Origin of the sequence: Peribacillus kribbensis DSM 17871 (assembly GCF_000430765.1) — a bacterium.
GTDB lineage: Bacteria > Bacillota > Bacilli > Bacillales > DSM-1321 > Paraperibacillus > Paraperibacillus kribbensis.
The window spans coordinates 296,012-311,672 of the sequence record NZ_AUMQ01000016.1; the positions used below are offsets into that span (position 1 = coordinate 296,012).

Consider the following 15,661-nt stretch of genomic DNA (forward strand, 5'->3'; position numbering starts at 1 on the left):
CCTGACTCAGTTACCTTTCATCTGAGTTCAGGGCGTTTGATATTATGAAAATATTAACTCAACCTTTTTACATTTCAATCAGTTGAAAAGCCTTCCAATCCCCAGCCATTTTCAAATGTGTAAAGCCTGGAACTGTGGTCTATCCGCCTTTGTTCCAGTAAATTTTTCAGAGAAAATCTTATTGCATCCTTATTGGGACCTAAAGGAGTTTTGTTTGCTTCGCTGATGCTCGCAGCATGTGAAAAAGTAGGCTTGAAGAGAAAGAGAGTCATAGGCAAGATTGCTAGGTATATACAAGAACATTTTTACAATATTTTAATAAACACTTAACACTATGCTCTTCTTTCATCTGATAAGCTAGATTAGTATTTTTAGAACGAATAAAGAAAGGTGACTAACGAAAATGAGAAAGAAAAGCTATGTAAAAAAAGTATTACAAACCTCTCTTGCAATAACATTGCTTTCTGCACCATTCGTTTCCTCGCAGGTATCAGCTAAAGAAAACTCAACCCAAAAAACTCCTGTAAAGGTTCAATTGCTTGGTGTAAATGACCTGCACGGACAAATTGATACTGACACAAAACTAAAGGGTTCAAATGGTGAGACACTGCTTGCAGGGAGTATGGAATATACAGCCGCAGCAATAAAACAGCGTGAAGCAGCCAATCCAAATACCCTTCTTGTTCATGCAGGCGACATGATTGGCGGAAGCCCTCTGGTTTCAGCAGCATTTCAGGATGAGCCTACAGTAGAAATAATGGAATCTATGGGTTTTGATGTAGGTACGATTGGTAACCATGAATTTGACGAAGGCATTAATGAATTGCATCGTATGATTTATGGAGGAGATCATCCTAAAGGGACACCTGGTTATGATGGCATGAATTTTCCAATAATAGCGGCAAATGCCTTTGATACATCGACCGGTGAATTGATCACAAAACCGTACACAGTTAAAAAGGTCGGCGGCGTGAAGGTTGGTTTTATCGGCGTTGTAACCCAAGAGACCCCGAGCATGATTATAAGCAAAGGGAATGAAACACTTAAAATAACAGATGAAGCTGCTGCAATTAATAAATATGCGGCTAAATTAAAGAAAAAAGGCGTAAAAACTATTGTGGTTCTCGCTCATAATCCGACTACACAAACAGGCAGTAATGATGCTTTTGATGCTTCGAAAATTGCAGAGAACATAGATGATGAGGTAGATGTAATATTTGCTGCTCACAACCATGTGGGTGTAAATAAAGTAGTGGATAACAAGTTAATTGTTCAAGCATATTCCTACGGATCCGCATTTTCTGATGTAGATCTTGAACTAGATCCTATCTCAGGAGATGTAGTGAACAAAAAAGCAGAAATCGTCACAGTTTACCAGAAGGATTACCAGCCAGATCCAGCTGTATCTGGAATCATAAAAAAGTACTCGGATAAGGTGGAGCCGATTAAAGCAGCGGTTGTTGGCCATTCATTAAATACTCTTACTACAACAAAGGCAGCTGTTGGTGAAAATCGTGATCTGCCGCTTGGGAACTTAATCGCGGACGGAATGAAAGCGAGTATGAATGCGGATTTCGCATTAATGAACGGCGGCGGTGTAAGAGCTCCTCTAGATGCGGGAGAAGTGACTTTTGGCGATTTATTCTCCATTCAGCCATTTGGCAATGTTTTAAATAAAGTCACACTGACCGGTGCAGATTTAGAAACTGTATTGAACAACCAGCTATCACCTTCTGGTTATGATTTCCATGTGGCTGGATTCGACTATACTTATACAGTTGATACCCAGACAAATACCGCAAAGGTTGTGGATATTACCCTTCCTGACGGAAGCAAGATTGATAAAAATAAAGAATATACTGTAGTTGTAAACAACTATATGTATGGTAACTCCAAGTATGGTATTGCAGCACTTTCACATGGAATGGAAGTTGGATCAGAAGATATTGAGGCAACTGAAAATTATGTGAAAACATTGCCGAACCCGTTTGAATATAAACAAGAAGGACGTATTAAGGAAGCAGCAACAGTTGCTGCAGCCCTTCAATAGGTTCGTAAAATCATAGGAAGTTTTGATTACTAACCGGCCTTTATCATTATTTGATAAAGGTCTTTTTTATTTTTGAGGTAAAAATTGATTCATTTTTTAAGAGGATTTTACAAAACTAATATACTCCAAAAATCTTTTAGCACTAAAATAAACTTGATAGGGGGTGAGAAATAAATATGAAGAGATATTACTGTACAAATTGTTTAAACTTATCAAAGATAAATGTAAAATGTAAAGTCTGCGGCAATAAAAGTATGAAAAAAATAGAAGTCAATATTCAAAAGCAAAGTGCTTAGAATATTGACTTTTTTTTATTTCAACAATGCTCAGATCCTTTCACCTTCTATTTTGGCAAAAGGAGAATATTTCCTTCTTTGACAATGAAAAAGCACCCAAATATGGATGCGTTTGTTCAATCTTGTTTTCTATACTTATTCAGTTTTGCCTGGCATTTCGTAGGTAAACCTGAGAAACATTTCGGTGAACTCTAATAGTTTAATTATGTTGCAGGTGCCACAATTTCAGCTTATGGCTGGGATTATTGGGGAAGATTTTATATATTTGTAAAAGAATGGACTGAAGTCAATTTAATTGATTCAATTGGCTGGATTGACGCCCTTATTGGTACAGGTGTCTTCTTAGTCGTTCTCTATCTATGTGTTATATGGAGATATATTTTTATATTAAAGTAAGTAAATAGTTTGTGTTTAATAACGAGTTGTGGTTAATAACAAGGACCTTGATTATAATAACTTATCAACAATATTATTTAACAAAGCCTATAACCAAAAGAGACTGAACATATTTGATATATATTATGTTCAGTCTCTTTATTTACATACATTTTAAGGTCCTTGCCTTACCCTAGATAAATAAGGGTTAGCTGCCTTTCTTTAAAATGCGTTTTAGTGCTCTTTTTATTATTGATTTAAGCTGTAAGTTGACGATCATGCTTTGTCCTGTTTTTTCCCGCTTTGCTAATTAGCCACTGATACATGATTGGGATGACCAAAAGACAGATAATCGTAGAACTTATCATTCCTCCGACAACGACAATGCCGAGTGTTTGTGACACAATTGTGTTTGCCTTCCCTGAAATCGCTAATGGAAGTAAGGTTAAAATGGTGCTTCCTGCAGTCATAAGCACCGGTCTGACCCTCGTAGCGGTCCCCTGCAAGATTGCTTGTCTGGCTTCTATTCCTTCAGATAGATTTCGTTCAATTCTATCGACGAGCACAATTCCATTTGTCACAACAATACCAGTAAGCATTAAAATACCGATTAATGCGGCAAGATTCCATTCCATTCCGAATATCACCATGCTCCAAACCGAACCGATCAATGCCATAGGAATACACATGATTACGGAAACGGGAGCATGCCATCCCCGGAAAACAGCACTAATAATCAATAGAACAAGCAATAGTGACAGGGCGAGTGCCAGGCCCATCTCCATTACCATCTGGGCTACCTGCTGAGAGATTCCTCCAAGCGAATAGTCAATCCCTGAAGGCAGTTCCAAACTCTTCATTGTTTCTTTTACTTGTTTAGTGACCCCTCCTATATCCTTTGTGACAATGTTAGCAGTGACGGCGGCAAATGGACGGCCATCCTGCTCACTTATAACTGTTTGAGTACTCATTTTTAATGTCGTAATTTCCGCCAATGACACTTCTGATCCATCCTTGGCAGTAAACATTTCATGACCTATTTTTGATAAAATGGTTCTTTGAGGATCCAGGTCAGCCGCTGATAAGTTCATTTTGCTGTTAGCTGAATGAATCACTATTGGAGTTACCGAATCACCTGAAGAAACCTCTAATCTAACGTCTTGTGGTAAATATCTATTAATTCGATTAAGGACTTCATCAACATTTATACCTAATTCTTGTATTTTATCCTGATTAAGCGATAAATAATACTTCATTGAAGTATCGGCATCATTTGCCGTTCCTTCCACACTTAACCCAGCAATCATCTGCAGCCTGCTTCTGACTAATATCGCGGCTTTAGCCAGTGCTTGCTGATCCGCACCAGTTAGAATAACCTTTAACCTCGTATCATCTCCGGAAATATTTAGATTGGAGACCGTATACACCGCGGATTTTGATAATCTTCCCAATTGCCCGCGTAACTCTTTGACAACGGAATCAATGTCGGCTTTATCCTTGATTCCCAATGAGATATTGGCGATATTTTGCTTTTGCAGCCAACCGCCGCCTTCATCGAAGACATCATCAAACATCGGAGTGAAGGTTGAGCCAAGAGTAGATGAAAATGTGTCCACCTGTTGGTTACTTTTTAAGATCGTTTCAATATTTTTCACTTCCGCATCGACATCAGCAAGCTGTGCTCCTTCTGGAAGTTCAACTTGTATCGCTATATCCTTTGAATTTCCTCTGGGGAAAAAGTTGATCGGAAGAGACACAGCCTGTGCTATCGTAATGCCAAATAGGATTACAGCAAGCATTACAATCATTTTTTTCTTTAAGAACACCCACTGAAGGATTTTTCGAGCTCTTTTCTCCATATCAATTGACGTTGTCTTCGTCTGTTTTTTCCACAATAAATTTGCCAATGCCGGGACGACAATAATTGAAACAACGAGTGATGTTACAAGGGCAATCACAACGGACCAGGCAAACCCGGAAAATGCAGAACTAATCATCCCGCCAATGATGGAAATAGGCAGAAAAACTGCGACCGTTGTTGCGGTTGAGGAAACAATTGCCGGGATCATTTCCGCTGCGCCGCCAGCCATTTTCTGTATCGTTATTTGCCCATTACATTTGTCCATTTGTTTTCTGTACATATTATCAATCACAACGATCGAATCATCTACTACACGGCCCATCGCTACAATTAATCCAGAAATTGTTAAGATATTCAAGCTGACATTCATTATTTTCAAGATTGCTGTAGCAGTGAGAAGACAGATTGGCAGGGATAAGGCAATAATCAAGGTGGAACGGGTATTCCTGAAAAATAAAAGTACACAAATGACGGAGAAAAAAACACCCAGAATTCCTTCTTTTACTAAACCTTTTAAAGCAGAGTTTATATCTTTACCCTGATCCAGTAAGATTGAAAGATGCACGGTTCCATCATTGATTTCTGGTATTTCTTTGAGTCTCTCGTTAATTCGTTCATTAACTTCAGTAATGTTGGAAGAGGGAGTTTTTAAAACATCGATCAGCACACTTGACTGACCAGCTGTCCTAGAGATTGTTTTCAAGTCAACAATGGTGCTTTGAATGCTTGCTACTTCCTTTAAACGAACTGTTTTCCCCCCGATAACAGGAATTTTTCGGTTTAGCATCTCCCTGCTATTAATCTTCCAGCCTGTTACACGGATTGGCATGCTGATTTGTCCGCCACCGCCCCGTCCTCCCTTTTCTTTTATCGTTCCCTGCGGCCAGGTTGATTGGATAGATAAAAGTACAGCTTGGACGTCTTTGGCTGTTAAACGATATTTTTTAAGGGCCTCATTGTTTAAAGTCAGTAAATATCCCTTATTCCCCGCACCAGTTACACGCACTTCCCTTACCCCTGGTACACGTTTAATTTCACTTGTAACTTTTTCTTGAATGGATGTACGCAGAAGATTTTCATCCATTTTTTTAGATCCGCCTGTCAAACTTAATCGCATCACAGGAAAAGAGTTTGTGCTAACACGGGTTATTGTAGGGTCTTGTACACCATCGGGTAATTGAACTTTTTCAGCGGCCGCCTTCACTTCATGTTCCGCTTTCTCCATATCGGTACGATTAGGAAAATGGAGGCTCATCATTAATCCGCCATCAAACGAATTTGTTTCCGTATAGTCAAGGTTATCGATGGACCTGACCGCTTCCTCGACCTTTGCAGTAATGAATTGTTTGACTTGATCCGCTTGATAGTTGTCCGCTTGAATCGTTACCATAAGAGCCGTATTGTTTATGGGGGGCAAATAATCACGCTGCATCTGAAAGGCAGAAACAGCGCCCCATATCATAATCAGAGCGATGCAAGTTACTATCAGAATGGTTCTTTTCATCATTCCTTCGATAAATCTATTCATAGTTATAAAAACCTTTCTTTAAGGTAGAATCGATCTAACCCGTAATTCCTTATTACCTACCTATTATTATCATCCCTATTTAACATAAAGAATATTAATAAAGTATTTTTCCTTTGTTAAGAGAATGCAATGTTTTGTAAACCAAGGAAAACCATACCATATACCTGTTAAATTCCCCAATTATATAGCACTAATTAACTATAACTGAACCTTTAATGAAAATACCCCTCCAAATTTCCTGATAAAATAGTCGTGATTTATTAAAAACACGGTTTCCTTATTTCCCCAAAATAAACATTTCTATTAATATTTCATTTTTTTGCTTTAAAATATTTTACATTTTCTTCACTCTATCAACACTATAAATTGGTATTTCAAGCTTATTCTTACTATGTAAACAAACAATAAGGGGAGAGGCTGAAATATGAAGTTGAAAGGAAAACATAAAAAAATAATAGCAGGTGCCGCGCTTGCCTCGGTACTTTTCGGTTCAAGCGTATCAGCAGCATATACCTGGTTCGCAGGTCCTCAGGGTGATGGGACAGCCGTAACAAGCAATGGATGGCATCTGACACCGGCAGGAAAACAAGTGAATCTGGGCAATTTTCCGATGGGCGGTACATTGACCCCGGATGGGAGATACATAGTGGTCTCCAACGCGGGAGCTGGAACACAATCGCTACAATTAGTAGATACTGAAAAAAAAGTAGTGACACAGACTATTTCCTATGATTCACCAGAAGCATTGTATATTGGTGTTGCTTTTAGCCCTGATGGCAAAAAAATGTACGCTTCTGCTGGCGGCAACAACAAAATTCGTGTTTTCAACTTTACCGGCGAAAAGCTGACTGAACAAGCACCAATCCTTACGAAGGATCAGACGAATAAAGAATTTTACCCAGCGGGAATATCCATTTCACCTGATGGTAAATTTCTATATGCAGGCAATAACATGAATCACTCCGTATCTCGTATTGATCTTTCCACCAATCAGATTGCAGCAACAACGGCTGTTGGGAAAAGCCCATATGCTGCGGTTGTCAGCCGTGATGGAAACACATTGTACGTCAGCAATTGGGGAGAAAGCAGTGTTACAGTCCTAAACGCAAAGGATTTAACCGTGAAAAAGACTATTCCAGTAGGTTTGCACCCGAATGCTATTGCTGAAAATCCGGTAGACGGCTCTATTTATGTTGCAAACTCAGATAGTGACGAAGTTTCTATCATTCGCCCAAATTTGCTAAAGGTAGTGGATACAGTTTCCCTTGCTCCATACCGCGGGGCACCAACCGGCAGCCAGCCTGATGCTTTAACTGTAAGCCAGGACGGAAAAACACTTTATGTGGCAAATACGTTGAATAACGACATAGCTGTGATTGATCTGGGGAATGGCGCTGGCAAAGAAAAAGCCAAGGTTAAAGGGCTGATTCCGACAGGCTGGTATCCAACTGGGGTGTACCTTGGAAAGAATGATAATCAGCTGATGGCGCTTAATGCCAAAGGATTAGGTGCAGGGCCAAATGACCAATCCAAAGAATGGCTTGGAAACATGATTAATGGAACGATCTCTTTCATTGATGTGCCTGACCAAAAGCAGTTAAAAAAATATACACAACAAACAAATGATAATAACAATGTTAAAGAGGCAAGCACCAAAAGCTGGTGGAAAACTGCTGAAGGCAACAAGGAATTCCCAATCCCGCGTTATGTTAAAAAAGATGCTTCACCAATTAAGCATGTCATTTATGTCATTAAGGAAAATCAAACCTATGATCACGTTTTTGGTGATTTAGGCAAAGGTAACGGCGACCCAAGCCTTGCGCTGTATGGCAAGGATGTAACACCAAATCATCATAAGCTGGCTAATCAGTTTGTTACATTAGACAATTTTTACGCGGACGCAGAAGTAAGCGCGGATGGCCACAACTGGACAACCGCGGGTAAGGCAAATGATTATGTACAAAAGAACTGGCTAGCGAACTATTCGGGCCGAAATAGAGATTATGATTTTGATGGCGGCGGAGGAGGCAGCATCCTTGATGCAGCTCCTTACACCAAATCTAAAGAGGGATATATATGGGATGTAGCCATGAAAGCTGGCTTAACCTTCCGCAATTACGGGGAATTCGCATATAATTATGATCCAGCAACGAAAACGTATTTGCCTAATAATCCACACACGACTGATTTTGGCGGTAATTATGATCCTTATTATCCAAGCTGGGATTTAAGTATTTCCGACGTAACACGATACAAAGAATGGGAAAAGGAATTCAAAGAATTCGAAAAGAATAAAAACCTTCCACAATTAGAGGTAATGTATTTACCAAACGATCATACAGGCGGAAGGAATTGGGGTCCGCAGCAGATGGTTGCGCAAAATGATTACGCATTAGGTAAACTTGTTGAAAAGGTAAGTCATTCAAAGTATTGGAAAGATACAGCTATTTTTGTGGTAGAGGATGACGCTCAGGGGGGAATAGACCATGTTGACGCCCATAGAAGTGTTGCAATGGTTATCAGCCCTTACACACAAATCGGCAAAGTGGATAGTACATTCTATGACACTCCAGCCATGTTGAGGACAATGGAACTGATCTTAGGCTTGCAGCCTATGACCCAGTTTGAGGAAGCAGCCATTCCAATGTTCAATTCCTTTACAAATCGTCCAAACTTTACACCTTATAACCTGGAGAAAACAAAATATTGGGCGGAAGAAGGCGATTCATCGCCTGTCCAGCCATCAGCAGCTTCCGCAAGTAAATTATACCCTGCTGATATGGATTTTTCCAAGCCGGACTCTGTTGACCGCAAGAAGCTGAATGATGAAAACTGGAAAATTATTAAAGGGCACTATCCGAAATCGAAGAATCATTAAACTTGAATTGACAGTCCCCTATTGCTTTAACGTAATGGGGGACTGATCCCTTAATTCACTCTCTTTAAAATGAGCTGCGCGATACTCTCCGCATGTGTAGAATTCTGATGGTATATTAATACAATTTTTAGGCTGTTTTCGTAAATATTGTTGCTATACCATAAGGCTATAACAAAGAAAACTCGCATTAGAAAACTGAGAGTTTTTTTATTTAAGAAAAAAATAAACATCCCTCAACTCTCTATGTATTCCGTAAAAAGGTATTTTTACAACTTGTTTCCATACCTTATAATCAAAATATGCAACACTTTCACCGTCATTCATTGCTAACTCACCACTTCTATCTTCTGCTAAAAACACAAATAACGCTATACACTTCATCAACATTAGGATATTTATAATAAACTTCGCTTCCTGACAAAACATCATTAAACTTAAAACGCTTTGCTTTTACCCCCGTTTCTTCAAAAAGCTCACGTTCACCGGTTTGTTCTAAACTTTCACCAATTTCCATTGTCCCGCCGGGCAAACCCCATTCCTTTGTATCTGAAGGGTGTTGAAAAAAAATCTCTTTTTTCGTTCATAACAATAATAGTAGGACATGTAAATTAAAATGGCTGATACCTTTTATTGTGAGATTGAAAGTTGTGAGAACTTTGCTTCTAACACTTTAGGTATTATGGGTTTACTATTAAAATAACCTTGTACTTCGTCACATAAATGCGAATTAATAACAAGTTTCGATATTAAGATTGTTATTAAAGAAGTGAACCTGGTTGCGTCCCTTTGTTTTCGCCCTGTATAAGGCTTGGTCTGCGTGCTTTAACAGCAGCTGAAGGGTCTTACCATGATTGGGATACATGGCTACACCAATGGATGAGGTGGTTAGTATTTCTTGGTCCTTGACCAGCCAGGGTTGTTGAAGGAGCGTACAAAGTTGATTTGCAACAGTGAAAGCTTCTTCTTGAGACTTCAAGTCAGGAATAACGATAACAAACTCATCTCCCCCCATTCTTGTAATTGTATCTACCGCTCGCAACGCTGTTTTAATTCTTTCGATTAACTGTATGAGAATCTCATCTCCAACTTCATGACCCCATGAATCGTTAATCTGTTTGAAATTATCGACATCAAGATACATGAACGCCATTTGGGTTTTGTTACGTTTAGCCACTGTGATTTCATGCGGGATTTTTTCCATAAACCAGCGGCGATTATGAGTGCCAGTTAACGGGTCATGGTAGGCCAGGAATTCTAGATGGTGTTCGTAACACTTACGCTCACTAATATCTCGAGCAGCCATAATGAAATGATTCATCACACCATCGACCTCTTGCACGCATGAGAAGCTGATTTCAAACCAAATATAGCGTCCATCCATATGTCTGAACCTTAACTCCGCTTTTGCTTCATTTTTTTGTTCAGAAATCATCCGCTTAAGCGTTTTAAGTACTGAAGGCAAATCTTCTGCATGCACAATCTTGAAAATGTTAAACGTTCCACAACGACCTAATCCCCTCTCAAGAGAGGGAGATCCATATCTCATGTTGCCGTCTTTATCAATCATAGCGATTAGATCATTCATATGATCTGCTATCAAACGGTACTTCTTTTCGCTTAATTGCAAAGCTTTTTCGGCTTTTTTCCTCTCTGTTACATCACGGCTCACGATAACCATGCGGTGCCTTCTTCCGTTTTTATCGAAAATAGGGGTTTTGATCACTTCCCAAACCTTCATCACGCCGTCCTGTCCCAGAATGTTCTTTTCGATTTTTAATTCAGTGCGTCTTTCCCAGGCCAACTCATCGGTTTCAACATTATAATCAAACGACTCCTTATGCTGGGGACTCATATCCGCAAGCTCCATGTCCGTTTTTCCAATGTAATCGCGACCGCCTAATCCATATAGATCCAGCACCAGCTGGTTTGTCAGGATCCAGCGTCCTATACCGTCCTTTAAAAGGATCAATTCTGGAATTAAATCAATTAATATACGCATTTGTTGCTCACTTGCCTGGATGTCACCACTTTGTTCATCGCCGATAATATTTTGACTGAAGCTTTCTGTAAAAAAATTTGTATTATGCATGTATTTTCACTTTAGTCTCCTTCATGGTTTCTTTCATTCATAAGAAAGTGGGCTACATTGGATAGTATCCTATTTTATGTTAAAATTTGACGGCTTGTTGTTTTAAGAAAATCATCCCTTACCTTGTCAAACGGAACCGGACGTCCCAGGTAGTACCTTTTCACAAAGCCGCAATGCAAGCTCTGCATCAACTTATATTGGTCGATCTCTTCTACACCTTCTGCCACCACCAATAAATCCAGTCCATGGGACATGGCAATTACCGATTGTACAATAGAGCGTTCCTTTTCACTTAAGATAAATCCCGGATAAAGGATTGGTCCATTTCAAGGATATCTATAGGAAGTCCCTTCAAATAACTCAAGGAGGGAATACCCTAAAGTCGTCGATTGCAATAGAAATTCCCATCCTCCGAATCTACCACAATTTTTGTATGGTTTCATCCATGTTGTTTAACAAGATGCTCTCGTCGATTTCCAGCGTCAGAAAGCGGGGATCAAAGTCATGCTTTTGCAAGGTAGATTGGACGGTCTGTACAGAGTCTTTCTGCTGGCTTTTCATGGCTCAGACATTCGCCGAAAGCTTGTAAGGAAGCCCCTTTTTATACATCTCTTTAAAATCCTCGCATGCCCGGTCCAACGCCCAGTTACCCAGTGGAATGATGGCACATGACTGCTCAGCTACCGGTATGAACTCCCCAGGCGAGACCATTCCGCATTCAGGAACATTCCATCTCAACAACGCTTCGAATCGGTTCCATCAAGAGGTCCTTAGACAAAGCCCGTCATCCTGTAGACTTTTCCCCCTGTAAACGACTACGAATTAATCCCCTCCAGCACGAGCGACAAAACCATTTTCCCCAGAAGCGACTGAATTCGCCCTGCAATTTCCCGGAGTACTAGACCCCCGATTTCGTTGCTGTAGGAATTGTTGAGGTGTTTGGACCCATTCAAATAGGTAGGACATTTCCGTTCAAAGTATTCCCGATTATTAATACCCGTCAAAGTATCATGGTTTAATCTATATTGCAATTCCTTTAGCATTTTAACTCTAAGAATAACCACAATTTCACCATTTTTATGGAACGGTGTAACGTATTCTCAAAACATCGGTAGTTCCCAGCGTCATCTTTCCAACGCTGGTAGAATAACGTCAACCTTAGTTCCTTGATTAACGGTACTTTCGATATTCATTGTCCCTCCATGCTCTTGGACAATCTTTTGACTAATCATTAACCCCAACCCTGTTCCTTTTTCTTTTGTACTGTAAAAGGGTTCTCCAATCTTTTTTATCCGTTCTTCAGGTATGCCACATCCCTGGTCAATAAATCGAATCTTTATGGAATCTGAATCTTCCCGATTAATAAGGATTTTGATAATTCCTCCATGTGTCATGGCTTCTATTGCATTTTGTAAAATATTTATAAAAACCTGTTTGATTTGATTTGCATCACAGTAGATAGGTGGTAATTCCGAAACTGAATCAACTTCTTGTATGAATCCAACTTTATGCAAGAACGCTTGTGAATCAAATAAGAATACCACTTGTTCTAAAAGAACGATTACATCTATTTCTTTCATTTGTGGTAATTGGGGCTTGGCAAGGGTTAAAAATTCTCCCACAATCCTTTCTATTCTTTTAATTTCTGAAAGTATCACGTCTGTAAAGAAAGGCTTATCCAATTCCTTTTGTAATAGTTGAACGAAGCCTTTGATCGAAGTAAGCGGATTTCTTATTTCGTGTGCGACTCCTGCGGCCAATTGACCTACAACGGATAGTTTTTCTGACTTTCGTATTAAATCTTCCGCTTTCTTTCGTTCTGAAATATCTCGTCCTGCAATTACAATAGATGTTACTTCATCCTGCTCATTAAGTACAGGAGTACCGAAAGATTCCACATACACCCATCCACCATTGGAATGTTTATATCGGAATTCAACTTGACGAGGTGTTTTCGTAGAAATCATTTGAGAAAATTGTTCTTGTGTTCTTGATATATCGTCAGGATGCATAAATCCATAATATAAACTGCCTTTATAAACGCTTGGTGAAAATCCTAATACAGATTCATGCGAAGGAGAGGCATATTGAATTACACCGTTTGTATCTATCACTCTAATTAAATCTTGCATATTTTCTGCAATGAGTCGGTACTCCGATTCGCTTTTTCGGAGAGCTTCCTCAGTCCGTTTTCTTCCTGTTATATCATGATATATCATCAAGAAAGATGGTTTATCATCATGTTCAATTGTGATTCCTGTTACTTCCACATCAACCAAAGTTCCATCTACACGTATAATTTTTTCTTCAGTTGGAGGTACCGAAATACCTATTTCATTCAACTCTTGGATTCGTTTTTCAATTATCCGAACGGATTCAGGATGGAAATAAGCCATAATCGATTTTCCCGTTAACTCTTTTAATGAGGATGCACCTAATAATTGGATACATGCAGGATTCGCATATTGGATAAATCCACGATGATATACAATAATCGGTTCTGGAGAAAATTCTACTAACCGTCTATACTGTTCTTCAACCTTCTTTCTATCCGTAATATCCACACAGGAACCAATGACCTCAGCAACTTGTCCGCCTCTTCGGATAGCACGTAAAGAGGCAAAATACCAAATGTCATTTAATTTCCCTTCATAAGTTACGTTCTCCTCGCCTTCCCACGCTCTTTGATAATATGGAAGCTTTTCTTCAGCATCGGTAATTTCAAGAAAATCATATACTTCCCTTCCATTAATACGTTCAGGGGTAAGCCCCATTCGATATAGCAATTCACCATCACTTAAAGTATGAATGAATTTTCCATCCTTTTCGACAAACTTAAATATCATCCCTTGTTGTTGTCTCATAGTTTCCCGTAATTCTTGACGGGTTTTTTCTAGTGCTACTTCCAGCCATTTTTGATTGCTTACTTTTTGAGGAAGTCCCTCCTGTCGAACGATTTGTTCTATTTCATAAAATTTTATAACAAATTCATTAGGAGGTAATGGTTTACTAAAGAAATATCCTTGTCCCTTATTACAAAGATGTTGTTGTAGAAAAATCAATTGGTCTTTTGACTCAATTCCTTCAGCAATCACTTCCAGTTTTAGTTCGTGAGACATTGCAATTATTGCTTTTACTATCGTGGAATCCTTCATGTCCATCGTGCAATTGCGCACAAAGCTCTGGTCTATCTTGATAATATCTATGGGAAATTCCTTCAAATAATAAAGGGAACTATATCCTGTTCCGAAATCATCTAAACTAATTCGGACACCAATTCGTTTCAACTCCTTTAAAATAGGAAGAGTGGATTGAACATCCATTACCATACTCTCGGTAATCTCAATTTCCAGGTATTCAGGAGAAAGTCCTGTTTCTTTTAAAATAAATTGGATCCTATCTACTATATTTGCTTGAAAAAGCTGACGCGCAGACAAATTGACCGCCATAATTAAAGGAGGTAATCCATCTTCCTGCCATGCTTTGTTTTGCTGACAAGCGGTATGCAAAACCCATTCACCGATTGGAATGATCAATCCTGATTCTTCCGCAAAAGGAATAAAGTCTTTTGGAGGGATGGTCCCCTTTTCGGGATGCTCCCAACGAATCAATGCCTCAACTCCCATAATCTTTCCTGAACTTAAATTAAGTTTTGGCTGATAATAAAGAACAAATTCTTTTTGTTTCAGTGCTTTCATAAGGTTCATTTCTAAGTTCTTCATCATTATAGCCCTCCAAAAGACCGAGTCAGTATAGAACTGATATGGCAATGCTTTGTTCACATTTTTGGGGTTTGCCATTTTCGGTAAGCGATTTTTCCACATTTAAACAACCATTAAAGGCGACGGGTTTGTCTATATATAAAATAATAAAAAAAACTAATCGAAACCGATTAGTCTACTTCTTTAAAAATTAATCGGTAACTGGCTGACATAATCTTTCGATTTTAGTCCCTATAGCTTTGCGTCTTCACCTTTCGGAGAATTTGCCTTTATCTTAATTGTATGTGAATGGTTAATTTTCAAAATTTAACTAACGTTTGTTTTTATTATATAGGTCTAATTTCACACGTCAATGTGTTTCCGCTCTATCCCATAAAAAATTAGAATATCAGAACGAGTTCCTTGGAACTTACTCGCAGCTCATCATGGGGTAGAAACTTTTATTCATTTAATCCTCCCTACTATTCACCAATACTATCAATCCATGGACGGATCCTACTTTTTAAAGTCATCAAATCCTGCCATTCCTCTTTGTCAATAATATTTTAAAATAGACAGAGCTGGCTTTGCAGCTTCAGCAGCATCCGAAAACCAAAGATTCTGCAAAGGCAGGGGCAGAAACGAATCAATCCACGAAAGAAAATGCAAAAGCCGCAACATAGATACATGAATACAGTTCTGTGTTTTTTCATACTTCTTGATAAGGAGGCGCCAAGTATAAGATAAAATACCAGTTAATAGCGGGGTTTATTATTTATCAACGTTCTTCTTTTTCCGTTTTTCAATTACAAATAGCAGACTTCTTAAAAAAAGAAAAAATATTGATCCCTAGAAAGAAAAACCGTAAAAATACTATGGACAA

Annotated in this window: 9 protein-coding genes and 1 riboswitch; of the genes, 2 read left to right on the plus strand and 7 right to left on the minus strand. The window is 38.9% G+C overall.

The features are described 5' to 3' along the window. Window positions 1–403: 403 nt before the first annotated feature. Window positions 404–2,050 carry a 5'-nucleotidase C-terminal domain-containing protein gene (locus H539_RS0101380; RefSeq protein ID WP_026692021.1) on the plus strand — a complete coding sequence of 549 codons (1,647 nt, stop codon included), beginning with the start codon at window positions 404–406 and terminating at the stop codon, window positions 2,048–2,050. A gap of 928 nt (window positions 2,051–2,978) precedes the next feature. Here H539_RS0101380 and H539_RS0101385 read toward each other — a convergent pair. Continuing rightward, complete coding sequence (locus H539_RS0101385) at window positions 2,979–6,110, minus strand: efflux RND transporter permease subunit (protein ID WP_026692022.1); 3,132 nt, start codon at window positions 6,108–6,110, stop codon at window positions 2,979–2,981. 424 nt (window positions 6,111–6,534) lie between these two features. Here H539_RS0101385 and H539_RS27495 point away from each other — a divergent pair, with 424 nt between their 5' ends. After that, on the plus strand, window positions 6,535–8,988 hold the full coding sequence (locus tag H539_RS27495; RefSeq protein ID WP_035321718.1) for a bifunctional YncE family protein/alkaline phosphatase family protein: 2,454 nt from the start codon (window positions 6,535–6,537) through the stop codon (window positions 8,986–8,988). A 340-nt stretch (window positions 8,989–9,328) separates the two neighbouring features. Here H539_RS27495 and H539_RS32700 read toward each other — a convergent pair whose 3' ends face one another. The 6 genes from H539_RS32700 to H539_RS29965 all read right to left on the minus strand — a co-directional run bounded on the left by H539_RS32700 (window position 9,329) and on the right by H539_RS29965 (window position 14,802). Continuing rightward, complete coding sequence (locus tag H539_RS32700) at window positions 9,329–9,502, minus strand: NUDIX domain-containing protein (RefSeq protein WP_245602107.1); 174 nt, start codon at window positions 9,500–9,502, stop codon at window positions 9,329–9,331. Between the two features lie 213 nt (window positions 9,503–9,715). Beyond that, window positions 9,716–11,077, minus strand: coding sequence for a sensor domain-containing diguanylate cyclase (locus H539_RS0101400; protein ID WP_051348393.1), 1,362 nt, complete (start codon window positions 11,075–11,077; stop codon window positions 9,716–9,718). Between the two features lie 74 nt (window positions 11,078–11,151). Beyond that, window positions 11,152–11,394 (minus strand): EAL domain-containing protein, encoded by a 243-nt coding sequence (locus H539_RS0101405; RefSeq protein ID WP_342663989.1) that lies wholly within the window; start codon window positions 11,392–11,394, stop codon window positions 11,152–11,154. Between the two features lie 100 nt (window positions 11,395–11,494). After that, a complete protein-coding gene (locus tag H539_RS31930) occupies window positions 11,495–11,638 on the minus strand; it encodes a hypothetical protein (RefSeq protein WP_162144676.1) in 144 nt (47 codons plus the stop codon). Window positions 11,639–11,641: 3 nt separating this feature from the next. Then, window positions 11,642–11,818 (minus strand): EAL domain-containing protein, encoded by a 177-nt coding sequence (locus tag H539_RS33340; protein ID WP_081415746.1) that lies wholly within the window; start codon window positions 11,816–11,818, stop codon window positions 11,642–11,644. Between the two features lie 383 nt (window positions 11,819–12,201). After that, complete coding sequence (locus H539_RS29965) at window positions 12,202–14,802, minus strand: EAL domain-containing protein (RefSeq protein ID WP_026692026.1); 2,601 nt, start codon at window positions 14,800–14,802, stop codon at window positions 12,202–12,204. A 190-nt stretch (window positions 14,803–14,992) separates the two neighbouring features. Continuing rightward, window positions 14,993–15,077: riboswitch (cyclic di-GMP riboswitch) on the minus strand. Window positions 15,078–15,661 lie beyond the last annotated feature (584 nt).